The sequence below is a fragment of the Williamsia sp. Leaf354 genome (genome assembly GCF_001424365.1).
Classification (GTDB): Bacteria; Actinomycetota; Actinomycetes; order Mycobacteriales; family Mycobacteriaceae; genus Williamsia_A.
Map to the genome: position 1 here is coordinate 357948 of NZ_LMPL01000002.1, position 25278 is coordinate 383225.

General features: G+C 70.4%; 24 protein-coding genes. 1 reads left to right on the forward strand and 23 read right to left on the reverse strand.

Features of this window, described 5'->3' with window-relative positions:
* Positions 1-18: 18 nt before the first annotated feature.
* From rpoZ to ASG12_RS09780, 13 genes are all read right to left on the reverse strand, one after another.
* Positions 19-339 (reverse strand): DNA-directed RNA polymerase subunit omega, encoded by a 321-nt coding sequence (rpoZ, locus tag ASG12_RS09720; protein ID WP_408068724.1) that lies wholly within the window; start codon positions 337-339, stop codon positions 19-21.
* Between the two features lie 97 nt (positions 340-436).
* A complete protein-coding gene (gene gmk, locus ASG12_RS09725) occupies positions 437-1033 on the reverse strand; it encodes a guanylate kinase (protein ID WP_082501837.1) in 597 nt (198 codons plus the stop codon).
* 10 nt (positions 1034-1043) lie between these two features.
* The gene (gene mihF, locus ASG12_RS09730) at positions 1044-1361 is read right to left on the reverse strand and encodes an integration host factor, actinobacterial type (RefSeq protein ID WP_045822676.1); all 318 of its coding nucleotides are present in this window, start codon (positions 1359-1361) and stop codon (positions 1044-1046) included.
* Positions 1362-1752: 391 nt separating this feature from the next.
* Complete coding sequence (gene pyrF, locus ASG12_RS09735; RefSeq protein WP_055788642.1) at positions 1753-2607, reverse strand: orotidine-5'-phosphate decarboxylase; 855 nt, start codon at positions 2605-2607, stop codon at positions 1753-1755.
* Complete coding sequence (carB, locus tag ASG12_RS09740) at positions 2604-5930, reverse strand: carbamoyl-phosphate synthase large subunit (protein WP_055788644.1); 3327 nt, start codon at positions 5928-5930, stop codon at positions 2604-2606. The genes pyrF and carB overlap by 4 nt, the downstream gene beginning before the upstream one ends.
* Entirely contained in the window at positions 5930-7051 is a 1122-nt protein-coding gene (carA, locus tag ASG12_RS09745; protein ID WP_055788648.1) for a glutamine-hydrolyzing carbamoyl-phosphate synthase small subunit, read from the reverse strand. Before carA ends, carB begins: the two co-directional genes overlap by 1 nt.
* A complete protein-coding gene (locus ASG12_RS09750) occupies positions 7048-7626 on the reverse strand; it encodes a PH-like domain-containing protein (RefSeq protein ID WP_235456496.1) in 579 nt (192 codons plus the stop codon). The genes carA and ASG12_RS09750 overlap by 4 nt, the downstream gene beginning before the upstream one ends.
* On the reverse strand, positions 7623-8921 hold the full coding sequence (locus tag ASG12_RS09755) for a dihydroorotase (protein WP_055788650.1): 1299 nt from the start codon (positions 8919-8921) through the stop codon (positions 7623-7625). Before ASG12_RS09755 ends, ASG12_RS09750 begins: the two co-directional genes overlap by 4 nt.
* Positions 8918-9862 carry an aspartate carbamoyltransferase catalytic subunit gene (locus tag ASG12_RS09760; protein ID WP_055788652.1) on the reverse strand — a complete coding sequence of 315 codons (945 nt, stop codon included), beginning with the start codon at positions 9860-9862 and terminating at the stop codon, positions 8918-8920. The genes ASG12_RS09755 and ASG12_RS09760 overlap by 4 nt, the downstream gene beginning before the upstream one ends.
* Positions 9859-10479: a bifunctional pyr operon transcriptional regulator/uracil phosphoribosyltransferase PyrR gene (gene pyrR / locus ASG12_RS09765; RefSeq protein WP_055788654.1), complete on the reverse strand. Its 621-nt coding sequence runs from the start codon at positions 10477-10479 to the stop codon at positions 9859-9861. The genes ASG12_RS09760 and pyrR overlap by 4 nt, the downstream gene beginning before the upstream one ends.
* A 108-nt stretch (positions 10480-10587) precedes the next feature.
* Positions 10588-11064 (reverse strand): transcription antitermination factor NusB, encoded by a 477-nt coding sequence (gene nusB / locus ASG12_RS09770; protein WP_055788656.1) that lies wholly within the window; start codon positions 11062-11064, stop codon positions 10588-10590.
* Positions 11065-11097: 33 nt separating this feature from the next.
* Positions 11098-11661, reverse strand: a complete 564-nt coding sequence (gene efp, locus ASG12_RS09775; RefSeq protein ID WP_045822748.1) for an elongation factor P — start codon at positions 11659-11661, stop codon at positions 11098-11100.
* A 66-nt stretch (positions 11662-11727) separates the two neighbouring features.
* Positions 11728-12855: a M24 family metallopeptidase gene (locus ASG12_RS09780; RefSeq protein ID WP_055789455.1), complete on the reverse strand. Its 1128-nt coding sequence runs from the start codon at positions 12853-12855 to the stop codon at positions 11728-11730.
* A gap of 73 nt (positions 12856-12928) precedes the next feature.
* Here ASG12_RS09780 and ASG12_RS09785 point away from each other — a divergent pair, with 73 nt between their 5' ends.
* Positions 12929-13417 (forward strand): B-4DMT family transporter, encoded by a 489-nt coding sequence (locus ASG12_RS09785; protein WP_055788658.1) that lies wholly within the window; start codon positions 12929-12931, stop codon positions 13415-13417.
* 51 nt (positions 13418-13468) lie between these two features.
* Here the strand turns inward: ASG12_RS09785 and aroB are convergent, their stop codons facing one another.
* From aroB to ASG12_RS09835, 10 genes are all read right to left on the reverse strand, one after another.
* Positions 13469-14587 (reverse strand): 3-dehydroquinate synthase, encoded by a 1119-nt coding sequence (aroB, locus tag ASG12_RS09790; RefSeq protein ID WP_055788661.1) that lies wholly within the window; start codon positions 14585-14587, stop codon positions 13469-13471.
* Entirely contained in the window at positions 14584-15186 is a 603-nt protein-coding gene (locus ASG12_RS09795) for a shikimate kinase (protein ID WP_055788663.1), read from the reverse strand. The genes aroB and ASG12_RS09795 overlap by 4 nt, the downstream gene beginning before the upstream one ends.
* Positions 15183-16409 (reverse strand): chorismate synthase, encoded by a 1227-nt coding sequence (gene aroC, locus ASG12_RS09800; protein WP_055788666.1) that lies wholly within the window; start codon positions 16407-16409, stop codon positions 15183-15185. Before aroC ends, ASG12_RS09795 begins: the two co-directional genes overlap by 4 nt.
* A 48-nt stretch (positions 16410-16457) precedes the next feature.
* On the reverse strand, positions 16458-16898 hold the full coding sequence (locus ASG12_RS09805; RefSeq protein ID WP_055788669.1) for a prepilin peptidase: 441 nt from the start codon (positions 16896-16898) through the stop codon (positions 16458-16460).
* A gap of 132 nt (positions 16899-17030) precedes the next feature.
* On the reverse strand, positions 17031-17870 hold the full coding sequence (locus ASG12_RS09810; RefSeq protein ID WP_055788671.1) for a shikimate dehydrogenase: 840 nt from the start codon (positions 17868-17870) through the stop codon (positions 17031-17033).
* Positions 17861-19492: an endolytic transglycosylase MltG gene (locus tag ASG12_RS09815; RefSeq protein ID WP_235456499.1), complete on the reverse strand. Its 1632-nt coding sequence runs from the start codon at positions 19490-19492 to the stop codon at positions 17861-17863. Before ASG12_RS09815 ends, ASG12_RS09810 begins: the two co-directional genes overlap by 10 nt.
* Positions 19489-19941: a Holliday junction resolvase RuvX gene (gene ruvX / locus ASG12_RS09820; protein ID WP_055788674.1), complete on the reverse strand. Its 453-nt coding sequence runs from the start codon at positions 19939-19941 to the stop codon at positions 19489-19491. The genes ASG12_RS09815 and ruvX overlap by 4 nt, the downstream gene beginning before the upstream one ends.
* Positions 19938-22616, reverse strand: coding sequence for an alanine--tRNA ligase (gene alaS / locus ASG12_RS09825; RefSeq protein WP_055788677.1), 2679 nt, complete (start codon positions 22614-22616; stop codon positions 19938-19940). The genes ruvX and alaS overlap by 4 nt, the downstream gene beginning before the upstream one ends.
* A gap of 95 nt (positions 22617-22711) precedes the next feature.
* A complete protein-coding gene (locus ASG12_RS09830; RefSeq protein WP_055789463.1) occupies positions 22712-24136 on the reverse strand; it encodes a replication-associated recombination protein A in 1425 nt (474 codons plus the stop codon).
* Between the two features lie 5 nt (positions 24137-24141).
* The gene (locus ASG12_RS09835; RefSeq protein WP_055788680.1) at positions 24142-25275 is read right to left on the reverse strand and encodes a hypothetical protein; all 1134 of its coding nucleotides are present in this window, start codon (positions 25273-25275) and stop codon (positions 24142-24144) included.
* Between the last annotated feature and the right edge of the window lie 3 nt (positions 25276-25278).

The window sequence follows — 25278 nt, forward strand, 5'->3', positions numbered from 1 at the left end:
TCGCTGTTCGCGATCGACCTACTCGCCTTCGGTGTGCTCGAGCAGGTCGCTGTGGATCTCGCGCATGGCGATCGACAGCGGCTTCTCCTGCAGGCCCGGCTCCACGAGGGGGCCGACGTACTCGAGGATGCCGTCGCCGAGCTGGTTGTAGTAGTCGTTGATCTGGCGTGCGCGCTTGGCTGCGTAGATCACCAGGGCGTACTTCGACGATGCGCGGTCGAGCAGCTCATCGATGGGCGGATTGGTGATACCCAGCGGCGTGTCGTAGGCCGGGGCGTCGACGACGCCTGTCGCTGTGGCGTCGGAGCCGAAGGCTGCACTGCTGGTCGGGATGCTCACGCAAAGTCCTCACTTCGTTGTCGATCGGGCGCATCAGCGGGCAATCGGATGCAAACGCGCTGTTCAGGGGAGTCGGTCGGACACCGCACCATGTGGGTCACACTGCAGACGACCGGGGATCCTCACGCCCGACCAGCAAGGATACCAACTCGCGGGCCACGCGGTCGACTTCGTCGTTGACGATGACGTGGTCGAACTCGTCGGCGATGGCCAGTTCGGCGCGTGCGGTCTGCAGCCGACGCTCGATCACCTCGGGGCTCTCGGTTCCGCGGCCGGTGAGCCGTTCGACCAGCACCTCCCAGCTCGGCGGGGTGAGGAAGACGGTGATGGCGTCGGGGAGGCGGTCGCGCACGGCGTGTGCGCCGGCGATGTCGACCTCCACCAGAACGGGTTTGCCGGCGTCGAGGGCGTCGAGCACGGGGCGGGCGGGGGTCCCGGATCGTTGCAGCCCGCCGTGGATCTCGGCCCACTCGAGCAGATCGCCCGCGGCGAGCATGGCGTCGAATCCGTCTGTGCCGACGAAGTGGTAGTCGCGGCCGTCGATCTCGCCGGCTCGCGGGGCGCGGGTGGTGGCCGAGACGCTGAACACCAGGTCGGGCATCAGCTCCCGCAGACGCCGCACGACACTGGACTTACCGACGGCGGAGGGGCCGACCAGTACCACCAGTCGACCCCTCCGGTCGTGCGATGCCATCTAGTTCTGATCAGTCCTGATCGAACTTCGCGAGCAGCGCCTTGCGCTGCCGATCGCCCAGTCCGCGCAGACGGCGGGTGGGGGCGATCTCGAGTTCGGTCATGATCTCCTGCGCCTTGACCTTGCCCACCTTGGGCAGGGCCTCCAGCAGAGCGGAGACCTTCATCTTGCCGAGGATCTCGTCGGTCTCGGCATCCTTCAGCACCTGCGTGAGGTTGGTGCCTCCACGCTTGAGCCGCTCCTTGAGCTCGGCGCGCGCCTTGCGAGCGGCAGCTGCCTTCTCCAGAGCAGCAGCGCGCTGCTCAGCGGTCAACTGGGGAAGGGCCACGGGTTCCTCCGTATTCGTAGAACTGGGTCGAGTCGCCACCGGGTGGGCAGCGGGTGCTGTGGTTTGCCACAGCGACTGCGACCGTACCGACGTGAGCTGGGATTTGCGACCCCCACCCCGCCATTTCCGCACTAGAGACCGTGTTGTAGAGGATTTCGCCCCGGTCCGACGGCGTGATCGCCCCCGGCCGCCGCGTGAAGGCCGGGACGGGCGAAACCGCCTGTGGGACAGAGCATTCGCGATAGGCGGGCACGTCGACCCGGTCGGAGGCCGTCGAGGTGCCCATGGGACGTGTGTGACGGATGGTTCGAACCCGGATCGGTCGTATTCGCCCGACCCCTTCGAGCGTGTCGCTTTGCCCTCGTGAGCTGGGGCGAGAGCGCAGACGGCCTCAGCCGCGCAGGGCCGACTCCAGCGCGTCGCGCATCGACTCGGTCGCAGACACGAGAGCCGCGCGGTCGGGACCGGCGCCCAGGATCTCCCGCGACACCGCGGGCAGGACCCAGCGGTGTACACCGTCGAAGATGCGGGCGACGTCGTCGGGCGTGCCGCCCTGCGCACCGACACCCGGCGCGAGGATCGGTCCCCCCAGTGCCTCGAGCGACAGACCGTGCGGACGTGTGGCACCCACGACCACGCCGAGTGCGGCCGGTCCGGAGGCGTTGCGGGCCGCGGCGGCGTCGATCACCGACTGCGCGACGGTGCTGCCCCGGGCGTCGGCGAGTTGCAGCGCCGCACCCTCGGGGTTGGAGGTGCGGGCGAGGACGAACACCCCGCGGCCCGACTCCGCTGCGGCGTCGAACGCGGGATCGAGCGACCCGAACCCCAGATAGGGCGAGACGGTGACGGCGTCGGAGCACAGCGGCGACCGCGGTGACAACCACGCGTTCGCGTAGGCGGCCATGGTGGAGCCGATGTCACCGCGTTTGGCGTCGGAGATGACCAGCGCACCTGCCCCGGTGATCTCGGCGATGGCCTCCTCGAGCACGCCGAAGCCGGCCGACCCGAATCGTTCGAACAGGGCGACCTGGGGCTTGATCGCCGCCGCGACCGGCGCCACGGCGCGCACCACGGTCTCGGTGAACGCGCGCAGCCCGCTGACGTCGTCGGTGAGGCCCCACGAGGCCAGCAGGGCCGGGTGGGGGTCGACGCCGACACACAGACGGCCGCGGCGGGCCACGGCGTCGAGGTGACGACCTGCGTAGTTGGCTCCCCCGGTGCCGGAGCGACCGCCCGGGTCGGTCACGAGCTGCGCATCACGCGGTGGCGTTCCTGCAGGGACATCACCCCGATGTCGCCGCCGAGTGCGGCCTCGATGCCCTGCACCGCCGCGCCGGCGCCCTGGACGGTGGTGATGCAGGGGATGTTCACCGACACCGCGGCGCTGCGGATCTCGTAGCCGTCCACGCGCGGTCCGGAGTTGCCGAACGGGGTGTTGATGACCATCGAGACCTCACCGGCCCGGATGGTGTCGACGATGGTCACCGCGCCCTCGGGGAGGTCGGTGTCGGAGTGCTTGAACACCTGTGTGCACTTGATCCCGTTGCGGCGCAACACCTCTGCGGTTCCCTCGGTGGCGAGGATGTGGAAGCCGAGATCGGCCAGACGCTTCACCGGGAACAACAGGGCCCGCTTGTCCTTGTTCGCGACCGAGACGAAGATGTTGCCCGACAGCGGCAGCGAACCGTAGGCGGCGGTCTGGGACTTCGCGAACGACCGACCGAAGTCGGCGTCGATGCCCATCACCTCGCCGGTCGACTTCATCTCGGGGCTCAGCAGCGAGTCGACGCCGGTGCCGTCGGCGCGACGGAACCGGTTGAACGGCAACACGGCCTCCTTCACCGCGATGGGCGCGCCCACCGGGAGGTCACCGCCGTCACCTGTCGCGGGCAGCACACCGGAGGTGCGCAGTTCGGCGATCGACTCCCCCAGCATGATCCGGGCGCACGCCTTCGCCAGCTGGACCGCGGTCGCCTTCGAGACGAACGGGACGGTGCGGCTGGCCCGCGGGTTGGCCTCGAGGACGTAGAGGACGTCGTCCTTGAGGGCGAACTGCACGTTGAGCAGGCCCTTCACCCCGATGCCGTGGGCCAGCGCCTCGGTGGAGCGCCGCACCGCGGCGACGTCGGTCTTGCCGAGGGCGACCGGGGGCAGCGCGCAGGCCGAGTCGCCGGAGTGGATGCCGGCCTCCTCGATGTGCTCCATGATCCCGCCGATGTAGACCTCGGTGCCGTCGCACAGGGCGTCGACGTCGATCTCGACGGCGTCCTCGAGGAACCGGTCGACGAGCACCGGGTGTTCGGGGGTGAGCTCGGTCGCGCGGGAGATGTAGCCCTCCAGCGACGGCTCGTCGTACACGATCTCCATGCCGCGGCCGCCGAGGACGTACGACGGACGGACCAGCACCGGGTATCCGATGTCGGCCGCGATGGTGCGGGCCTCGGCGAAGGTGGTGGCCATCCCGTACTTCGCGGCGGGCAGGCCCGCGGCGTCGAGGACCTTGCCGAACTCGCCGCGGTCCTCGGCGAGGTCGATGGCGGCCGGGCTGGTGCCGACGATGGGCAGGCCGGCCTCCTCGAGGCGTCGCGCCAACCCGAGCGGGGTCTGGCCGCCGAGCTGCACGATCACACCGACGACGGTGCCCGAGGCGGACTCGGCGCGGTACACCTCGACGACGTCCTCAAACGTCAGCGGTTCGAAGTAGAGCCGGTCGGCGGTGTCGTAGTCGGTGGAGACGGTCTCGGGGTTGCAGTTGACCATCACCGTCTCGTAGCCGGCGTCGGTCAGCGTCGTCGCGGCGTGCACGCACGAGTAGTCGAACTCGATGCCCTGGCCGATGCGGTTGGGCCCCGATCCGAGGATCAGGACCTTGCCGCGTTCGGTCTGCGGGGCGATCTCGCTGGTGGCGGCGGGATCGGTCTCGTAGGTCGAGTAGTGGTACGGCGTCTTCGCCTCGAACTCGGCGGCGCAGGTGTCGACGGTCTTGTACACCGGATGGACGCCGAGGGCCTCGCGGTGTGCGGCCACGGCCGCGTCGTCGGCGAAATCGGTGCGTAGAGCCGCGATCTGGCGGTCCGAGAAGCCGTGTGATTTGGCCTCGCGCAGCAGGTCCTCGTCGAGGGTGTCGGCCGTGCGGACCCGTGCGCCCAGCGCACCGATGGCCTCGATCTCGGCCAGGAACCAGGGGTCGATCTTCGTCGCGTCGAAGAGCTGTTCCACGGTCGCGCCGAGGTCGAACGCCGCCATGATCCGGTAGAGCCGTCCGTCGCGCGGGGTGGCGATGTCGGCGAGGATCTCCTCGAGCGAGTCGTCGGTGGCCGGGTCGGTCCAGAAACCGCCCGCCTTGGTCTCCATCGACCGCATCACCTTGCCCAGTGCCTCGGCGAAGCTGCGGCCCAGGCTCATGCCCTCGCCCACCGATTTCATGGTGGTCGTCAGGGTGTCGTCGGCGCCGGGGAACTTCTCGAACGCGAACCGCGGTGCCTTCACGACGACGTAGTCGAGGGTGGGCTCGAAGCACGCCGGCGTCTCGCCGGTGATGTCGTTGACGATCTCGTCGAGCGAGTAACCGACGGCGAGCTTCGCGGCGATCTTCGCGATCGGGAACCCGGTGGCCTTCGACGCCAGCGCCGACGACCGGGACACGCGGGGGTTCATCTCGATGACGACCAGGCGGCCGTCGGCGGGGTCCATCGCGAACTGGATGTTGCACCCGCCGGTGTCGACGCCCACCTCACGCAGGATGTCGATGGAGAGGTCGCGCATCTTCTGGTACTCGCGGTCGGTGAGTGTCATCGCGGGTGCGACGGTGACCGAGTCGCCGGTGTGGACGCCCACCGGGTCGACGTTCTCGATGGAGCAGACGACCACCACGTTGTCGCGGCCGTCGCGCATCAGCTCGAGCTCGTATTCCTTCCACCCGAGGATGGACTCCTCGATGAGGACATTCGCCGTCGGCGAGGCCGCCAGTCCCCCGCCGGCGATGCGGTTGAGGTCGTTCTCGTCGTAGGCCATGCCCGAACCGAGACCGCCCATGGTGAACGACGGACGCACCACCACCGGGTAGCCGAGTTCGGCGACGGTGTCGTGGCACTCGGCCATCGTGAAACACACACGGGAGCGGGCGCTCTCGCCGCCGACCTTGGCGACGATGTCCTTGAACTTCTGCCGGTCCTCGCCGCGCTGGATCGCGTCGAAGTCGGCGCCGATCAGCTCGATGTCGTACTTGGTGAGAATCCCCTGCTCGTGGAGGGCCACCGCGGTGTTCAGCGCGGTCTGCCCGCCGAGGGTGGCGAGCACGGCGTCGATCGGGTGTCCGGCGTCGCGCTCGGCGATGATCACCTTCTCCACGTACTCCGCGGTGATCGGCTCGACGTAGGTGGCGTCGGCGAACTCCGGGTCGGTCATGATCGTCGCCGGGTTCGAGTTCACCAGGCTCACGCGCAGGCCCTCGGCGCGCAACACGCGACAGGCCTGGGTACCCGAGTAGTCGAACTCGCACGCCTGCCCGATGACGATGGGACCCGAACCGATCACCAGGACATGGTCGATATCGCTCCGGCGGGGCATCAGGCACGCACTCCTTGCATCACGGTGACGAATCGGTCGAACAGGTACGCGGCGTCGTGGGGACCGGCCGCCGCCTCGGGGTGGTACTGCACGGAGAACGCGCGACCGTCGACGAGCTCGACACCCTCGACGGTGCCGTCGTTGGCGCAGGTGTGGCTCACCCGTCCCCGCCCGAAGTCGGTGTCGAACTCCTCGCCGGCCTCGCCCTCGAGGGCGAAGCCGTGGTTCTGCGCGGTGATCGACACCAGACCGGTGGTGTGGTCGATCACCGGGATGTTGATGCCGCGGTGACCGAACTTCATCTTGTAGGTGTCGCGACCCAGTGCGCGGCCGAGAATCTGGTTGCCGAAGCAGATGCCCAGCAACGGGATCCGACGGTCGAGCACGCTGCGGGTCAGCGCGACGGCGTCGTCGGCGGTGGCCGGGTCGCCGGGTCCGTTGGACAGGAACACGCCGTCGGGAGCGAGGTCGGTGACGACCTGCGGGTCGACCGACGATCCGAACACGTGCACCCGGACACCGCGCTGCGCGAGCATCCTCGGCGTGTTGGTCTTGATGCCGAGATCGATGGCGGCGACGGTGAACCGGTGGTCCCCGACCGCGTCGACGACGTACTCGGAGTCGGTGCTGACCTCACCGGCCAGGTCGGCGCCGGCCATCGACGGCGCCGAGCGCACCCGGTCGAGCAGCACGTGGGGGTCGGCGAGAGCGTCACCGGAGAAGATGCCCGCGCGCATCGACCCGTGGTCGCGCAGCACGCGGGTCACGGCGCGGGTGTCGATGCCGGCGATCCCGACGACACCCTGCTCGACGAGCGCGTCGTCGAGGGTTCCCGTCGACCGCCAGCTCGACACCCGGCGGGTGGGGTTGCGCACCGCGTATCCGGCCACCCAGATGCGCCCGCCGCGGCTCTCGTCGTCCTCGGTGTTCCAGCCGGTGTTGCCGATCTGGGGGGCCGTGGCGACGACGATCTGCCGGTGGTAGCTGGGGTCGGTGAGGGTCTCCTGGTAGCCGGTCATCGCGGTGCAGAACACCGCCTCGCCGAGGGTCTGGCCGGTGGCGCCGAACGCCGTGCCGGTGAACACCTGCCCGTTCTCGAGCACCAACACCGCTGTGGTCATGATCGTTGCTCCTTCGCTGTGTCGGTGGGGTCGTCGCGGTCGGGGTCGTCGTCTGGTCCGTCGTCCGCCGGTCCGGGCGTGTCGGTGGTCTCCGGGGGGTCGAGCTCCACCCAGGTCGGATAGACGCTCTTGTCGTCGGCGCGCAGACCGGAGTCGATCTCGGTCCCCGACGGCAGACGCCAGCGGATCACCAGCACGCCGTCGGCGGTCATCACCTTGCCGGCGAGGCCGCGTTCGGTGCGGACCGCGACGAGCGACTCCCGTGGGATCCAGATGGGGTTCGCCCCGTGTCGGCTGAGCAGGATGCCGCCGTCGAACGCGGAGAACTCCGTCGACGCGCGGTCGCCGTAGTCGCCGACGGCCACCCGGTCCTGCCAGCTCGGTGCGACGGTGGACCCGACGTAGAGCCCGGTGTGCGGGCCGAACAGCAGCGCTCCGGGATCGAGGGGGACCTCGGGGAACGCACCGAGCAGATCCTGTTGTCGCCGTGCGCGATTGCGCCATCCGCGCAACATCAGCGCGATCACCCCCAGCCACGCCAGGACGACGATCGCCACCACCAGCACACCGCTCATCGGTATCGCACCTGTCCGTCGAGCGCGGTCACCCGACCGCGCAGGACTGTCGCGACCACCCGTGCGGGCAGCGTCATCGTGTCGAACGGCGTGTTGGCGCTGAGGCTGGCCAGCGCGCTGCGCGACACCGTCCACTCCGCGTCGGGGTCGACGACGGTGAGATTGGCCGGCTCGCCGACCGCGATCGGGCGCCCCTGATCGGGCAGGCCGACGATCTGTGCGGGTCGCTCGCTGAGCACCCGGGCGACGCCACGCCAGTCGAGACCGTCGGGTCCCACCACGGTCGCCGCGATCACCGACAGCGCCGTCTGCAGACCGAGCATGCCGGGGCGCGCCACCGCGAACTCGCAGCACTTGTCCTGCTCGGCGTGTGGTGCGTGGTCGGTGGCGACGCAGTCGATCACGCCGTCGACCAGTGCCTGTCGCAGGGCGACACAGTCGCTGCTCTCCCGCAGCGGCGGGTTGACCTTGTTCACGGCGTCATAGGTCTGCAGGCGGGAGTCGTCGAGGAGCAGGTGATGCGGTGTCACCTCGGCGGTGATCGCGATGCCCTGCGCCTTGGCCCACCGCAGCAACTCCACGGTCCCCGCGGTCGACGCGTGGCAGATGTGCACCCGCGCACCGGCGTCACGGGCGAGGATCGCGTCGCGGGCGACGATCGACTCCTCGGCCGAACGCGGCCAGCCGGCCAGACCCAGGCGGGCGGCGGTGGGGCCCTCGTGGGCGATGGCACCGACGGTCAGTCGTGGTTCCTCGGCGTGCTGGGCGATGAGGACCCCGAGTCCGCTCGCGTACTCCAGGGCGCGGCGCATGAGCAGCGGATCGTGGACACACTTGCCGTCGTCGGAGAACATCTTGACCTGCGCGACCCCGTCGGCCATCGCGCCGAGTTCGGCGAGGTGCGTGCCCTCGAGGCCCACGGTGACCGCACCGACGGGGTGGACGTCGACGAGACCGACCTGCTGACCGCGTGCCCACACGTGGTCGGTGAGCACGGCCGAGTCGGCGACCGGATCGGTGTTGGCCATCGCGAACACCGCGGTGTAACCGCCGAGAGCCGCTGCCGCCGAACCGGTCTCGATGGTCTCGGTGTCCTCACGGCCGGGCTCGCGCAGGTGGGTGTGCAGGTCGACGAAGCCGGGCAGCAGCACACCACCGTGGCCGTCGATCCTCTCGACCCCGTCGGCCGAGAGGTCGGTGCCGATCTCGGTGATGACGCCGTCGACGACGAGCAGGTCGACCGCGTCGCCCTCGCCGTAGGGACGCACATCGGCGATCAGCAGCTGCTCACTCACGACACACCCTCCTCGTCGGTCCCGACCAGGAGTCGGAACAGCACGGCCATCCGCATGTGCACCCCGTTGCTCACCTGCTGCAGGACCGTGGCGCGCGGCGAGTCGGCCACCGAGAAGCCGATCTCCATGCCGCGCAGCATCGGGCCCGGGTGCAACACGATGGCGTCGTCGTCGAGCAGGGCGAGGCGCCGCTCGCTCAGGCCGTATCGGATCGAGTACTCCCGCGCCGACGGGAAGAACCCACCGTTCATGCGCTCGGCCTGCACACGCAGCACCATCACCGCGTCGACACCGGGCAGGGTGGCGTCGAGGTGGTGGGACACCTCGACGGGCCATCCCGACACACCGACCGGCAGCAGTGTCGGCGGCGCGACGAGCACCACCTGCGCCCCGAGGGTCGCCAGGAGGTGCGCGTTCGACCGGGCGACCCGCGAGTGCAGGATGTCGCCGACGATCGCGATCCGCCTGCCCTCGAGGGAGCCGAGTCGCTGCCGCAGCGTCAACGCGTCGAGCAGTGCCTGTGTGGGGTGTTCGTGGGTGCCGTCGCCGGCGTTGATGACCGCCGGCCCGTCGCCGTCCTCGGAGGTCCACCGCGCGATCTGGTGGGCCGCACCCGAGGCGGGGTGACGCACGATCAACGCGTCGGCGCCCGCCGCACGCAGGGTCTTGGCGGTGTCGCGCAACGACTCCCCCTTGCCCGCAGAGGAACTCGACGCACTGACGTTGATGACGTCGGCGCTCATCCACTTGCCCGCGACCTCGAACGACACCCGGGTGCGCGTGGAGTTCTCGTAGAACAGGGTCATCACGGTGCGACCACGCAGCGTCGGCAGCTTGCGGACCTCGCGGCCGAGGAGCGCCTGTTCGAACCGTTCGGCCTCGTCGAGGAGTCCGTGCGCGGCCGCGGCGTCGAGGTCGTCGACCGAGAGCAGGTGCTTCATGAGCGGGGCCGCCTTTCGCCGACGGCCGGCCGTGTCGCTGCGGATCGAGCGGCCGGGGCGAGGACCACCTGGTCGATGTCGTCGTGTTCGACGAGCTGTACCGAGACGTCCTCGGTGCGCGAGGTGGGGATGTTCTTGCCGACGTAGTCGGCGCGCAGCGGCAGTTCGCGGTGTCCGCGATCGACGAGGACGGCGAGCTGTACCGCCGACGGGCGTCCGAGATCACGGAGGGCGTCGAGCGCCGCCCGGACGGTGCGACCGGAGTAGAGGACGTCGTCGACGAGGATCACCAACGCCGCGTCGACGCCGCCGGCGGGAACCGAGGTGCGTTCGAGGGGCCGGTGCGGCTGTGCGCGAAGGTCGTCGCGGTAGAGGGTGATGTCGAGGTATCCGACACCGACGTCGACGCCGGAGAACTCACGGATGCGGTCGACGAGACGCTGGGCGAGAGTCGTTCCTCGCGTGGGGATCCCGAGGACCACGACACGAGGCGCCTGCGGGTCGTCGAGCGCGGTCTTCTCGATGATCTGATGCGCCATCCGCGCGATCGTCCGGGTCACGTCACCGGAATCGAGGAGAATCCGCCGATCATCGGGCGCGCCGTCTGCCGGTGTCACCTACCCGACCTCCTTCTCCGCCTCACGGGACGGATCGTTAAAGGATGTCTGCTTCCGCGGAGAACCTTAACAGTCGCCGCGTGCCGAACCCGCCTCGAGCGAGCTGCGTCACTCGCCGGCGGTGTCGGTCTCCGATCCGGTCGCGATCGACGCCGCCCGTACCTGCGGGGCGAGCGTCACGATCCGACCGAGCACGCCGTTGACGAAGGCGGGCGACTCGTCGGTCGACAGCTCCTTGGCGAGCTCGACGGCCTCGTCGACCACGACGACGGGAGGTACGTCGTGGGTGTTGAACAGTTCCCACGCCGCGAGGCGCAGGATCGCCCGGTCGACGGCGGGCAGGCGAGGCAGGGTCCACTCACGCAGGTGCGAGGTGAGGACGGCGTCGATCTGCGCGCGGTCGGCGGTGAGGCCCTCGACGACCCGCGCGGTGTAGGGATGGATCATCCCGATGCTCTCGTCGTCGACGACGAGCTCACGCCGCTGCGCGATGAGCTCCATCGGCGAGACGTCCTTGGCCTCGGCCTCGAACAAGAGGTCGACGGCGCGCTGCCGCGCCTTGTGGCGGGTACCGGGTTGTTTCACGCGGCCCTCACACGCAGAGCGGACGAACCGAGGTCACGAGTTCACGCGACCGAGGTAGTTGCCATCGCGGGAGTCGACCTTGAGCTTGTCGCCGGTGTTGATGAACAGCGGGACGTTGATCTCGGCGCCGGTCTCGAGCGTCGCCGGCTTGGTGCCACCGGTCGAGCGGTCACCCTGCACGCCGGGATCGGTCTGGGCCACGAGCACCTCGACGGTGACGGGGAGCTCGACGTAGAGGGGGTTGCCGTCGTGCATGGCGACCTGGACCTTCATGTTCTCGAGGAGGAACTTGTGGCCGTCGCCGAGGGTCTGCGGACTGACCGAGATCTGCTCGTAGTTCTCCGAGTCCATGAAGACGAAGTCGGCACCGTCCTTGTAGAGGAACGTCATGTCGCGTCGGTCGACAGTCGCGGTCTCGACCTTCACGCCGGCGTTGAACGTCTTGTCGACGATCTTGCCCGAGAGCACGTTGCGGATCTTGGTGCGCACGAACGCCGGACCCTTACCGGGCTTGACGTGCTGGAACTCCTGGATCTGCCACAACTGGTCGTCCATCCGGAGAACGAGCCCGTTCTTGAAATCTGCGGTACTGGCCACGTGTGTGTCGCTTCCTTCCACCCGCGAGCGGGCGCATGGTCATCGTCGTCGGGGCGGCGGACGCCCCTAGATGACGGAGAATGATTTGTCGGTGGTGGTCAGCAGCTCGGGAACGCCCTCGCGGACCACCAGCGTGTCCTCGATGCGGACACCACCTCTGCCGGGCAGGTACACACCGGGTTCCACGGTGACTGCCGCACCGCATGGCAGTGTACCCGTCGCGCTGGCACCGATCGCCGGCGCTTCGTGGATCTGCAGTCCGACGCCGTGCCCGAGGCCGTGGACGTAGTTCTCGCCGTACCCCGCGGCGTCGATCACCGCGCGTGCGGCGGCGTCGACCTCACGCGCGTCGGCGTCGGGCGCCAGCGCCTCGCGACCCACCTGCTGGGCCGCGGCGACGAGGTCGTAGATCTCCCGCTGCCAGTCCGCGGCGTGATCGAGGACGTAGGTGCGCGTCATGTCGGAGTGGTACCCGCCCACGACGGCACCGAAGTCGATCTTCACGAAGTCGCCGGCCGCGAGCACCGCATCGGTCGGGCGGTGGTGCGGTACCGCGGAGTTGGCCCCGGCGGCCACGATCGTCTCGAAGGAGATGTCGTCGGCCCCGCACGCGTACATCTCCCATTCCAGGGCGCGCGCCACCTGACGCTCGGTCTGCCCGGGCACGATGACGCCGCGTTCGATGATGGTCGCCAGCGCCACGTCGGCGGCCTGACAGGCCTGCCGCAGCAGCTCGATCTCGCTCTCGTCCTTGACCATCCGCAACTGCTCGACCCGCGGCCCGAGGGCCACGAGGCGGATCGGGGGGCTCGTGGTCTCGGCGTCGGCGCCCAACGCACGCCACGTCGCGACCGTCATCGCGTGTTCCTCCACCGCGACCATCGATCCCGCGGTGAACCCGCCGAGCAGGGTCGCGGGGCAGTTGCGACCGATGACCGCTACCAGGTCGGGGACCTGCTCGGACACCTGCGTCACGTACCGACCGTCGGTGGCGATGCGGTCGTCGGCGGGACCGCTCGCGGCGATCGCGACCGCGGCGTTGGAACCGGTGAAGCCGGTCAGGTAGCGGACGTTGACGAGGTCGCCGATGAGGGCGTGATCGGCGCCGACGTCGGTCAGGGCCGCGCGCAGACGGTCGCGACGAGCCCGGTGGACGTCGTGCGGATCGGTCACCGACGGTGCCAGGGAGGTCATCGCAGCCACGCTACCGCGCAGGAAGTGTGTGTTGCGGCACACGGCGCTCTGGGCGTTGGGTACGCTTCCGCCCATGGTTGCCTGGTTGTTGCGTGGTGTGTCGATGTCGGTGGTCCACGTGGTGGCCCGGGTACTGCTCGGTCTTGCGATCGTGCACGCCCCGTTGCAGGGGACGTACTGGAAGACGATCGCCGTCGCGGTCGTCGTCCTGATCGCGATCATCTGGGGCGGTGTCGACGGCATCGCCGACGGTCGCGCCCACGACGACCCCGAGGACTACGACGACCTCACCATCCGCTGGCTCAAGGCCGGACTGTTCACCGGTGTCGTCTCGGCGATCGTCTCGTGGGCCCTGAGCAACTACCTGGTCGCGGGCATGGGTCAGAACTCGATCTTCGTCGAACTCTTCGCGGGCGGCTCGTTCACCACGCTGCTGGTGTTCCTCGCCGCACTCGTCGGCGCCGCACTCGGACGCCTGCTGGCACGGCGCCAGCGCGCCAAGAACACCAAGCAGAACGGCAACGCCGACACCTCGCAGCGCCAGACCGCCGACAGCCACTGAGGCCACGCCCGCGGACCGGCCCTCGAACGGTCGGCGCCCGCGGCGTGTGAGTCAGAGCAGGATGCCCCCGGGCGACGCCGACCGCGCGATCGCGGAGTAGGCGGCGACCAGCAGACCGGGATCGGGACCCTCGAGTCGTCCCGGCCGCGCCAGGCCGTCGAGCACCACGAACCGCAACATGCCCGACCGGTTCTTCTTGTCCCCCGCCATTGTCTCGAGCAACGCCGGGAAGGCATCCTCGTCGTATCCGGTGGGCAACCCCACCGACTCCAGGATGCTGCGATGCCGATCGGCGGTGGCGTCGTCGAGGCGCCCGGCCAGACGGCCCAGTTCCGCGGCGTACATCAGACCGACCGAGACCGCGGCCCCGTGGCGCCACCGGTACTGCTCCCGACGCTCGATCGCGTGGGCGAGGGTGTGGCCGTAGTTGAGGATCTCCCGCAGTGACGACTCGCGCAGATCGGCGGCCACCACATCGGCCTTCACCTGTACCGAGCGTCGGATCAGTTCGGGCAGAACCGATCCCGACGGATCGCGCGCGGCGACCGGGTCGGCCTCGATCAGGGTGAGGATCTCCGGATCGGCGATGAACCCGGTCTTGATGACCTCGGCGAGCCCGGCGATGATCTCGTTGGGTGGCACGGTCTCGAGGGTCGCGGTGTCGATGAGCACCGCACGGGGCTCGTGGAACGAGCCGACCAGGTTCTTGCCGGCGTCGGTGTTGATGCCGGTCTTGCCGCCCACCGCCGCGTCGACCATCCCGAGCAACGTCGTCGGCAGATGGATCACGCCGATACCGCGCATCCAGGTGGCCGCGACGAACCCGGCGAGGTCGGTGGCGGCGCCGCCACCGAGGCCGATGACCACGTCGTTGCGCTTCATGCCGATCCGACCGAACACCTCCCAGCAGAAGGCGGCCACCGACAGGTCCTTGCCGGCCTCGGCGTCGGGGATCTCGATGCGATGGGCGTCGAAGCCCGCTTCGGCCAGCACCTCGCGCACGGCCTCGGCGGTCTTGATCAGCGGCGGCTGGTAGAGGATCGCGATGTGGTCGGCGCCGCCGGCGGCCGTGACGAGATCGGTGAGGAGATCACGCCCGATCACCACGTCGTACGGGTCGGCCGTGGCGACCCGGATGCGGGTGGGCTCGCTGGTGGTGGGCTCGGTCACGTGGAGGCCTCTCGGGGATCGGGGTGGTGTGGGTGGGAGCGGTCCGACGGCGTCGTCGCGGGGTCGAGCAGCACACGGATACGCTCGGCGACGGTCACGGGGTCGGCGTCGTCGGTGTCCACCCGGAGGGTCGCCACCTCGGTGTAGACCGCGGCCCGTGCGGCGTGGAGGGCCACGTACCGCTCGCGCGGCGTGCGGCCGTCGGCGTCGACCTGCAGGAGTGGACGAGCCGACCCCTCGACCCGGGCGAAGCCCGCGGCGGGAGCGACGTCGAGGTGCACGACCCGATGTCCGGACAGGACGCGTCGGACCTCGGGGCTCAGAACGGCGCCGCCACCGAGGGCGACGACGCCGCGGTGGCTGGTGAGCACATCGGAGATGACGGCGGTCTCGACCTCGCGGAACCGTTCCTCGCCGTCGGTGGCGAAGATCTCGGCGATCGATCGGCCGGTACGCCGGACGATCTCGTGATCGGTGTCGAGGTACTCGACGCCGAGATGGGCGGCCAGCACCGATCCGACCGTCGACTTCCCCGCACCCATGAACCCGATCAGGACGACGGGTCCGGTCGTGTCGTTCGCGGGTGGGTCGGAGGTCATCCGGCGGCGGGACGCGGAACCGAGGCGGTGGCGTCGCCGTGGGCGAGGCGTGCGGCGACACGCTCTCGGTAGCGAGCCACATTGTCGGCGGTCTCGGTCACCGAGTCGCCACCGAACTTGTCGAGTGCCGCCTGGGCGACGACGAGCGCGACCATCGCCTCGGCGACCACTCCCGCGGCGGGGACCGCACACACGTCCGACCGCTGGTGGATGGCGCTGGCCTGTTCGCCGGTGGACATGTCGACGGTCGACAGCGCACGCGGCACCGTCGAGATCGGCTTCATGGCCACGCGGACGCGCAGGTCCTCACCGTTGGTCATGCCGCCCTCGAGGCCACCGGCGCGGTTCGTCGAGCGGAGCACGCCGTCGGGCCCGGGGACCATCTCGTCGTGGGCCTGGCTGCCGCGGCGGCGGGCGGTCGCGAAACCGTCGCCCACCTCGACCCCCTTCATCGCCTGGATACCCATCAGGGCCGATGCGAGACGTGCGTCGAGTCGGGTCTCACCGCTGACGTGGGAGCCGAGGCCGACCGGCAGGCCGGTCACGATGACCTCGACGACCCCGCCGAGGGTGTCGCCCTCTTTCTTCGCGGCCTCGATCTCGGCGATCATCGAGGCCTCGGCGGTCTCGGACGCGGCGCGTACCGGGCTGGCGTCGATGCGGTCGAGATCAGCCGGCGTGGGGCTCGGCCCGTCGAACGGGTCGGACGCCCCGATCGACACCACGTGGCTCAGGACCTCGGCGCCCAGCACCTGACGCAGGAAGTTGCGTGCGACCGTGGCGGCGGCGACGCGAGCGGCGGTCTCGCGGGCGCTTGCCCGCTCGAGGACCGGGCGGGCGTCGTCGAAGTCGTACTTGAGCATGCCGGAGTAGTCGGCGTGGCCGGGGCGCGGACGGGTGAGCGGCGCGTTCCGCGCCACATCGGCGAGCTCGGCGGCGTCGACGGGGTCGGCCGCCATCACCGTCTCCCACTTGGGCCACTCGGTGTTGGCGATCTCGATGGCGACGGGGCCGCCCTGGGTGAGGCCGTGGCGGACGCCGCCCACGACGGTGACCTTGTCGGCCTCGAACTTCATGCGGGCACCGCGGCCGTACCCCAGACGCCGGCGGGCGAGTTGGGTGGCGATGTCGTCGGACGTGACCGAGACACCGGCGATCATCCCTTCGACGAGGGCGACCAGGGCGGGGCCGTGGGATTCTCCGGCAGTTATCCAGCGCAACACGAGTGGTCATTCTTCCACGTCCGTGTGCGGCCCCCCGCCGCACGTACGTCAGCCCGTGGGGAGAAGGCCGCCCCAGATCAGCGCGGCCGCCACCAGGGCGGGTCCGTGGGCCTGCGGGGTGCTCCGCCCACTCCCCCGCCGTCGCAGGGCGATGATGCCGGCCACGCCGAGGCTCAGCACCGATGCGGCCACGACAACCAACAGAGATCGGCCCGGGTCGGCGACGAGGCCACCGAGCGCCGCGGCGAGCTTCACGTCGCCACCGCCGCACCCGCCGGCCAGGCAGGCGACGATGTAGGGCACCGCCAGGGCCAGCATCGACAGCGCGACACCACCGTGACAGGCCGCCGCGGCCACCGCCGCGATCACCGCGGGCACCGTCAGCCGGTTGGGCAGAGTTCGGGAGCGCAGGTCGTGGCCGGTGAGCACCATCAACCACGCCGGGACCACCAGCAGGGTCACCGCGCAGGCCGTCGAGGTCGAGATCACCCGGTGATCGTGGGCGACGGCAGCGGGCCTCGTCGCGTCCGATGGGGTCCGCCTGGGGACAACCGACGGTGTGAACACCGGTTTCGGCGGAACTGTGGATCGATGCGAATTGTCGACCCGACGTCGCGACGGTCAGGGGGTGAGGGCGGCGGCCATCGCATCGCGCGGGGCCGCTCGGCCGGTGAACAGTTCGACCTGGGTGACGGCCTGGTGGAGCAGCATCACGAGCCCGCCCGCGACCGCGCCGCCGCGGTCGGTGACGGCGGCAGCCAGTGGGGTCGGCCACGGGGCGTAGATGGCATCGATGAGGCGCGGCGACGCCGCCACCGACACCGCGAGCGGGGCCGCGGCCTGCGCGGGCACCGTGCTGACGGTGACCGCCGCGGCGGCGCAGTATGCCGCGAGGTTGTCCGAGGGCGCGAAGTCGACCACCTCGGAGGTGAGTCCGAGTGTGTCGGCGAGCTCGAGAAGTGTTGCGGCGCGAGCGGGTTCGCGGACCACCACCGTCACCGATCCCGCGCCGGCGGCGGCCAGGGCGGCCAGCGCCGGGCGCGCGGTCCCGCCTGCTCCGAGCACGACCGTCGAGGCGCCGTCGAGACCCTCGGCGCCGAGTTCGCGCAGCGCCCCGGTCACCCCGTCGATGTCGGTGCAGTCCGCCGACCAGCCCGCTGGTGTGCGCACCAGGGTGTTCGCCGAACCGACCATGACCGCCCGGTCGGTGACCTCGTCGGCGTGATCGAGGGCGGCCACTTTCGCGGGCATGGTCACCGACAGCCCGACCCAGCTGTCGTCGAGACCGTCGACGAGGTCACCGAGTTGGTCTGCGGTGCACTCGATCCGCTCGTAGGTCCAGTCGGCGAGACCCAACGCGCGATAGGCCGCCAGATGCAGATCGGGTGAGCGCGAATGACCGATCGGCGAACCGAGTACTGCGGCCCGCCGGACCGTCGACGGTGCAGCGGTCACCGGCATCCGACGGCGAGGACCTTGTTGTCGCAGGCCTTCTGCCGGTTGCGGAGGTGTTCGGCGTAGTCCTCGGTGAACAACGTCGTGCCCTGCGGATCGACGGCCACGAAGTAGATCCAGTTGCCGGCCGGCGGGTTGTCGGTGGCCTGGAGCGGGGCCTTGCCGACCGACCCGATGGGTGTCGCGGGGAGACCGTTGACCTGATAGGTGTTCCACTTCGTGTCGGCGGTGTACGCGTCGCCGGAGACGTCGATGTTCACCACCGCCGCGGTGTAGTTCGCGGTCGAGTCCATCTCCAGCTTCTGGTTCTTGCCCAGACGGTTGAGGATGACGCGGGCGACCTTGCCGTAGTCGTCGGGGTCGGCGACCTCCTTCTCGACCACCGACGCCGACACCAGGTTCTGGTACGGGCTCAACCCCGTGTCGTTGCGGTCGAGCAGTCCCCACTGATCGAACAGCGTTGCGCTGGTGGTGATCAGGTACTTGAGCATCGCGGTCGGCGACAGCGTCGGGTCGATGGCCTCGAACGCCACGGGCGCGATGAGTCCCTCGATGCGTCGATGGTCACCGTTGAGGCGTTCCACGTCGGCCGCGGCCCACGACGGCACCCCGAGGTCGGTGGGCGAGGCGGTCGCGGCGGCCTGGGCGAGCTGCTCCTGGGTGACCCCGGATCGGCGGCCGTCGATCGTGACCGTGGTGGCCTGCGCGATCATCGCGAAGATGCCCGTGCTCGGCGAACCGTCGGCGGTCTGCTTCGTGTCGAGTTGGCGGCCCGGTGGGATCACCACGCGACCCACGCGGTTCGCGTCGCCGTCGAGCATGGACACCGCCGTCGCCGCCGGGATCCCGGTCCGGAGTTTGTAGAACCCTGCGGAGATCGAGCCCGAGCCGGCGGCGTCGGTGAACGCACGCACGCTCGCGACCACGCCGCGGTCGCGCAGGATCTGGCCGAACTGGGTGAGGGTCGAGTCCTGCGGGATGGAGACGAGCACGTCCCCGGTACCGGAGGCGTTGGAGTAGTCGTCGTCATCGACGAAATAGCCGGTCATCCGCAGGCCCACGTACCCCAGCGATCCGATCACCGCGACCATGAAGACCATCACCAGCGCCAGCACGACCCGGCGTCGTCGCTTGCGGGCCTGCATCTGTGCGGTCGCGCGGCGACCGTGACCACCGCGGCGGCTGCGGGGCTCGGGGTCGCGGCGCGGGACGTCACCGGGGATGTCGGGACGGCCGATGGGCACCGTGGCCGGTTCGTCGGCCACCGGCGCCCACATCGCCTGCGCTTCGTCGGGTCTCGGCTCGACACCCGGTTCGCCGGCGCGATCACCCGGGTGGAACCGGTCGTCGTATCGGGGCCGGTCGACCGGGGGGATCGCCCGGGGCTGGGCCCGGCGCGGTTCCTGCCACAGCGGTTCGCCGGCGTCGGCACGCCCGTCGTCGGTGCGGGTACGTCGTGGGTCGAGCGGGGGGAGGTCGGGGCGCCGGGGCGGGGCACCGCGGGCCCGGCGATGGGTGTGGCCGCCGCCGTTCTCGGCGATGAGGCGACGCAGTCGCGCGGTCTCGGCCGGGTCGCGGCCGTCGTCATCGGCGCGGCGGCGGTGCGGACGCGGGGGTTGTTCGGTCACCGTTCGTCGCCTCCGACCGCCTGCAGGTCGAGCCACGACTGCAGGATCGCCACGGCCGCGGCCTGATCGATCACCGATCGCTGCTGCTTGGCCGACCGGCCGCTCGCCCGCAGCATCTGCGTCGCCGCCGCCGTGGTGAGGCGCTCGTCGTGGAAGGTGATGGGGACCGGCGCGATCCGGGTGGCCAGTCGGTCGGCGAATGCGGTCGCGGCCTGTGCAGCTGCTCCGTGCTCGCCCCGCAGCGTCGTCGGCATCCCGACGACGACCTCGACGGCCTCGTACTCGGCGACGATGTCGGTGATCCGATCGATGTCGGAGGCGTCCTTGCTTCGGGCGACCGTCTCGATCGGCGTGGCCAGCATCCCGTCAGGATCACACGACGCGACCCCGATACGCACGCTTCCCACGTCGACGGCGATTCGCCGTCCGCGCGGCCGCAGCGGGCTCACCCCTGCGCCCCGACCGTCTCCCGCACCCGCCGCAGGGCGGCATCGATCCCCGAGGCGTCCGATCCCGAGCCCTGCGCGAGGTCGGGTTTGCCACCGCCGCGGCCGCCGAGAAGCGGGGCGATGTCGGAGACGATCGATCCGGCCGAGAGGCCGGCGTCGCGCGCCGCGGCGGTGACCGCCACCGCGAACGGCACCTTGGCGTCGGACACCGAGAACAGGGCGACGACCGCGGCCTGCGCACCGAATCGACCGCGCAGGTCGGTCGCCAGACCACGCAGATCGCCCCCGGCGAGCCCGTCGTCGAGTCGGGCCGCGACCACGAGGGTGTCGCCGACGCGTTCGGCGTCGCCGACGAGCGCGGCCGCCGACGCCTTCGCGGCCTCGGCCTTCATGCGTTCGATCTGTTTCTCGGCGTCACGGAGACGTTCCACCAGGTGGGCCACGCGCTCGGGTACCTGGTCGCCGGGCACCTTCAGGGCCGACGACACCGACGACAGCAGTGCGCGTTCGCGGGCGAGATGGCGGTAGGAGTCGAGGCCGACGTAGGCCTCGACGCGCCGCACACCCGACCCGATCGACTGCTCACCGAGCAGCGTGACGGGACCGACCTGGGCCGAGCTGCCCACGTGCGTGCCGCCGCAGAGCTCCATGGAGAACGGCCCGCCGATCTCGACCACGCGCACCCGGTCGCCGTAGTTCTCGCCGAACAGCGCCATCGCGCCCATCGCGCGGGCCTCGTCGAGGCCGGTCTCGAACGTGTTCACCGCGTGGTCGGCCTCGACCGCGGCGTTCGTGATCTCCTCGATCTCGGTGCGCTGGGCGTCGGTGACCGGGCCCTGCGCGCGGAAATCGAACCGCAGATATCCCGGGCGGTTGAGCGAACCGGCCTGGGTGGCACCCGATCCGAGCACCTGTCGCAGCGCTGCGCCGACGAGGTGCGTGCCCGAATGACCCTGCGTCGCCCCGCGCCGGTGTCCGGCGTCGACCTGCGCGAGCACGACGTCGCCGACCACGAACTCACCGGCATCGACGGTGACGACGTGTCGCCACACCGACTTGCCGATCTTCTGGACATCGGTGACCCGCGCACGGGCGCCGGTGGTGGTGCTGATGGTGCCCACGTCGGCCATCTGCCCGCCGGACTCGGCGTAGAGCGGGCTGCGGTCGAGGATGATCTCGGCCTGCTGTCCGACCCCGACGACCGGTAGCGACGTGCCCCCGCCGACGATGCCGAGAACGGTGGCCTCACTGACGAGTTCGTCGAAGCCGGTGAACTCGGTCGGTCCCCGGTCGAGGAACTCGCGGTAGACTGAGACATCGGCGTGCCCGGCCTTGCGGGCGTACGCGTCGGCCTTGGCGCGCGTGCGCTGCTCGCTCATCAGGTCGGCGAAGCCCTGTTCGTCGACCTGCAGGCCCGCCTCGGCGGCCATCTCGAGGGTGAGGTCGATCGGGAAGCCGTAGGTGTCGTGCAACGCGAACGCGTCGGTGCCGGTGATGACCGTCGCCCCCGACGACCGTGTCGCCGCGGCCGCGTCGTCGAACAGCTTCGACCCGGCGGCCAGGGTGGCCGAGAAGGCGTCCTCCTCGGCGACCGCGGTCGACCGGATCGACGAGGCCTGTTCGGCCAGAACGGGATACGACGGCGACATCGTCGCGATGACGGTGTCGACGTAGTCGCCCATCGTGGGCTGCTGTGCGCCGAGCAGACGCGACGACCGCACGATGCGTCGCAGCAGACGCCGCAACACGTAACCGCGGCCGTCGTTGCCCGGCGTGATCCCGTCGGAGATGAGCATGACCGCGGTGCGCGCGTGGTCGGCGATCACCCGGAACCGCACGTCGGCCTCGGCGGCGCCCTCCCCCTCGGCGCCGTAGGTCCGACCGGTGAGCCGCTCGGCCACATCGATGACGGGCTTGAGCAGATCGGTCTCGTAGACGTTGTCGACGCCCTGCAGGATCGTCGCGACGCGCTCTATGCCCATACCGGTGTCGATGTTGTTCTGCGGCAGCGGACCCAGGATCTCGTAATTGTCCTTGCCGATACCCGGCCCACGCTGGTTCTGCATGAACACGAGATTCCAGATCTCTATGTAGCGGTCCTCGTCGGCCTCGGGTCCGCCCTCGACGCCGTAGTCGGGTCCGCGGTCGTAGAAGATCTCCGACGACGGACCGCAGGGACCCGGGACGCCCATCGACCAGTAGTTGTCGGCCATCCCGCGGCGCTGGATCCGTTCGGCGGGGACACCGATCTCGTCGCGCCAGATCCCGGCGGCCTCGTCGTCGTCGACGTAGACCGTCGGCCACAGGCGCGTCGGGTCGATCCCGAACCCGCCGTCGTCCACCGAGTCGGTGAGCAGCGACCACGCGAACCCGATCGCCTCGCGCTTGAAGTAGTCACCGAACGAGAAGTTGCCCGCCATCTGGAAGAAGGTGTTGTGGCGGGTGGTGATGCCCACCTCCTCGATGTCGAGGGTGCGCACACACTTCTGGATGCTGGTCGCACGCGGCGAGGGCGGGGTCCGTTCACCCAGGAAGTAGGGCTTGAACGGCACCATCCCGGCGTTGACGAACAGCAGGTTGGGGTCGTCGAGGATCAGCGAGGCGCTGGGGATCTCGGTGTGACCTGCGGCGACGAAATGATCGAGGAATCGCTTCCTGATCTCGTGGGTCTGCACCTGATGTCCTCACGCCGATGTCATCTGGCCGTGCACCGACCACCGAGCGGTTCGTGGGTGCACGACACCCCGCGCAACCGCAGAGCGAGTCCACCCTACCGTTTGGCGTTCCACGCCCCGACGATCGAGCGCAGGCGTCCGACCCGCGCGGAGATCTCACGCTCGTGGCCGTGGTCGGTGGGCGCGTAGTACTCGGTGCCGACGAGGTCGTCGGGCGCGTACTGCTGGGCCACGACCCCGCCGGGTGCGTCGTGCGGGTACCGGTAGCCCTGCGCGTTGCCCAGCTTCGCCGCTCCCGCGTAGTGGCCGTCGCGCAGATGCGGGGGCACCGCGCCGGCCTTACCGGCGGCGATGTCGCCCATCGCGGCGCCGATGGCCGAGACCACCGCACCCGATTTCGGCGCGGTGGCGAGGTGGATGGTGGCCTGGGTGAGGGCGAGTTTCGCCTCGGGCATGCCGACGAGCGCGACGACCTGGGCGGCGGCGACCGCGGTCTGCAGCGCGGTCGGGTCGGCCATCCCGATGTCCTCGCTGGCGTGGACCATCAGCCGTCGGGCGATGAACCGGGGGTCCTCCCCCGCGGTGATCATGCGCGCGAGGTAGTGCACCGCCGCGTCGACGTCGGATCCGCGGATCGACTTGATGAACGCGCTGATGACGTCGTAGTGCTGATCGCCGTCACGGTCGTAGCGCACGGCGGCGCGGTCCATCGCCGACTCGACGTCGGCGAGCTCGATACGCGGGACCCCTTCTCCCCCGGTCTCGTCGGCACCACCGCGGGCGGCGCCCGCGGCGACCTCGAGGGCGGTGAGCCCGCGCCGGGCGTCACCGCCGGCCAGGGCGACGATGTGGTCGAGGGCGTCGTCGGCGATCTCGACCGTCCCGGCCAGGCCGCGGTCATCGGTGATGGCGCGGTGCAGGACCTCGCGCAGATCGTCGTCGGTGAGGGGGTGCAGCTGCAGTACCAGCGATCGCGACAGCAGCGGCGACACCACCGAGAACGACGGGTTCTCGGTGGTCGCGGCGACCAACAGCACGATGCGGTTCTCGACGGCGTCGAGCAGCGCGTCCTGCTGGGTCTTGGAGAAGCGGTGCACCTCGTCGATGAACAGGACGGTCTGGCGGCCGTCGATGAGGGCGCGGCGGGCGACCTCGATCACCGCCCGGACCTCCTTGACGCCCGACGACAGCGCCGAGAGCGCCTCGAAGCGACCGCCGGTGGCCGTCGAGATCAGCGATGCCATCGTGGTCTTGCCGGTCCCGGGCGGGCCGTAGAGCAGGACCGACGCGGCGCCGGAGCCCTCGATGAGACGCCGCAGGGGCGATCCGGCGGCCAGGAGATGTTGCTGGCCGACGATCTCGTCGAGGCTGCGCGGACGCATCCGCACCGCCAACGGACCGGTGTCGGGCCCGAACGCCCCGGCCCCCGCGGTGACGGGGGCGAGATCGTGCCGGGATGGCGGCGTGGGGGCGTCGAAGAGGGCGTCCTGCGGCTCGCCGACCCCGTCGCGGTCCGCCATCGGGGTCACCGCAGCCAGGCTGCGTCCAACGCCGCACCGATGGCGTCGGCGTCGGCCGCGATGTCCTGGTCGCCGGTCCGGCGGGCCGCGGCGGCGAGATCGGTCCATCGCGCGACGACGACAGCCGGGTCGGAGGTGCGCAGCGCCAGCCCGCGCGCGTGGCGGTCGTCGCCGAGTTCGACCGGCAGCATCCACACCGTCGCCAGCCACACCCACAGCGCCCGGGCGGTCAGGACCTTGCGGTTGAGTTCGCCGTCGTGGCTCAGTGCCGGCCAGATCGCCTGGATCTCCGAACGCCAGGCGTCGACCATGGCGGTCTCCAGATCGGCACGACGGTCGGCCCAGCGTGGGGCCAACTCGGCCCCGAAGGTGACCACGGCGTAGCCGATGTCGAGGGTGGCGTCGCGGAAACCGCCCCACTCGTAGTCCATGAACTGCACGCCGTCGTCGTTGATGAGGATGTTGGGCGGCCCGACGTCCGACGGGCTGAACGCGCGGTGCTCACCCTCGGCGAAGAGCAGTTGCGCGCGGGTCAACAGCTCGACGAACCCGGTGGAGACGTCGACCCCGAGATGCTCGCCGAGCACCTCTGGCGCCCGCGACACCGCGATCTGCACCTGCGCGGTGAGCGCCTCGACGTCACCGCGTGCGGGTCCGTGGCGCAGCAGTGCGGCGAAGTCGTCCTCGCCGCCGACGGTCGCCGCGTGCATCCGGCCCAGTGCCTGTCCCCAGGCGCTGATGGCGTGGCTCGGGTCGGCCCAGTCGGTGCTGGCCAGCAGAGCGCTCATCGACCGACCGTGACCGAGGTCGCTGAGCACGATCAGCCGTTCGGCCGAATCGGAGGCGATGAGCTGCGGCCCCGGCCGCGACCGCATGGGCAACGCGGTGGCGTACTTGTACGAGGCGAGTTCACGGGCGAAGGCGTCGGCCGGTTCGTCGGCGGGCAGCACCTTGATGACGAGGCTGCGATCGGGCGACAGCGGGTTCTGGGCGACACGGACGCGGACCACGTCGGTGCGACCGCTCCCGGCCAGGTCGACGGGGTCGTCGAGTACGACCGGGCTCCCCGCTCGCGCCGACAACACTCGTTCGGCCGTACGGACCGCACCCGCGGTGCGCCCTTCGGCGATGACAGTCATTGC

What these genes read in the sequence shown, in the direction of transcription:
- gmk (WP_082501837.1), bottom strand. Translation starts at nt 1,033, where the DNA reads ATGGCATCGCACGACCGGAGGGGTCGACTGGTGGTACTGGTCGGCCCC.
- carB (WP_055788644.1), bottom strand. Translation starts at nt 5,930, where the DNA reads ATGCCCCGCCGGAGCGATATCGACCATGTCCTGGTGATCGGTTCGGGT.
- carA (WP_055788648.1), bottom strand. Translation starts at nt 7,051, where the DNA reads ATGACCACAGCGGTGTTGGTGCTCGAGAACGGGCAGGTGTTCACCGGC.
- ASG12_RS09750 (WP_235456496.1), bottom strand. Translation starts at nt 7,626, where the DNA reads ATGAGCGGTGTGCTGGTGGTGGCGATCGTCGTCCTGGCGTGGCTGGGG.
- ASG12_RS09760 (WP_055788652.1), bottom strand. Translation starts at nt 9,862, where the DNA reads ATGAAGCACCTGCTCTCGGTCGACGACCTCGACGCCGCGGCCGCGCAC.
- ASG12_RS09780 (WP_055789455.1), bottom strand. Translation starts at nt 12,855, where the DNA reads ATGACCTCCCTGGCACCGTCGGTGACCGATCCGCACGACGTCCACCGG.
- ASG12_RS09785 (WP_055788658.1), top strand. Translation starts at nt 12,929, where the DNA reads ATGGTTGCCTGGTTGTTGCGTGGTGTGTCGATGTCGGTGGTCCACGTG.
- ASG12_RS09795 (WP_055788663.1), bottom strand. Translation starts at nt 15,186, where the DNA reads ATGACCTCCGACCCACCCGCGAACGACACGACCGGACCCGTCGTCCTG.
- ASG12_RS09810 (WP_055788671.1), bottom strand. Translation starts at nt 17,870, where the DNA reads ATGCCGGTGACCGCTGCACCGTCGACGGTCCGGCGGGCCGCAGTACTC.
- ASG12_RS09830 (WP_055789463.1), bottom strand. Translation starts at nt 24,136, where the DNA reads ATGGCGGACCGCGACGGGGTCGGCGAGCCGCAGGACGCCCTCTTCGAC.
- ASG12_RS09835 (WP_055788680.1), bottom strand. Translation starts at nt 25,275, where the DNA reads ATGACTGTCATCGCCGAAGGGCGCACCGCGGGTGCGGTCCGTACGGCC.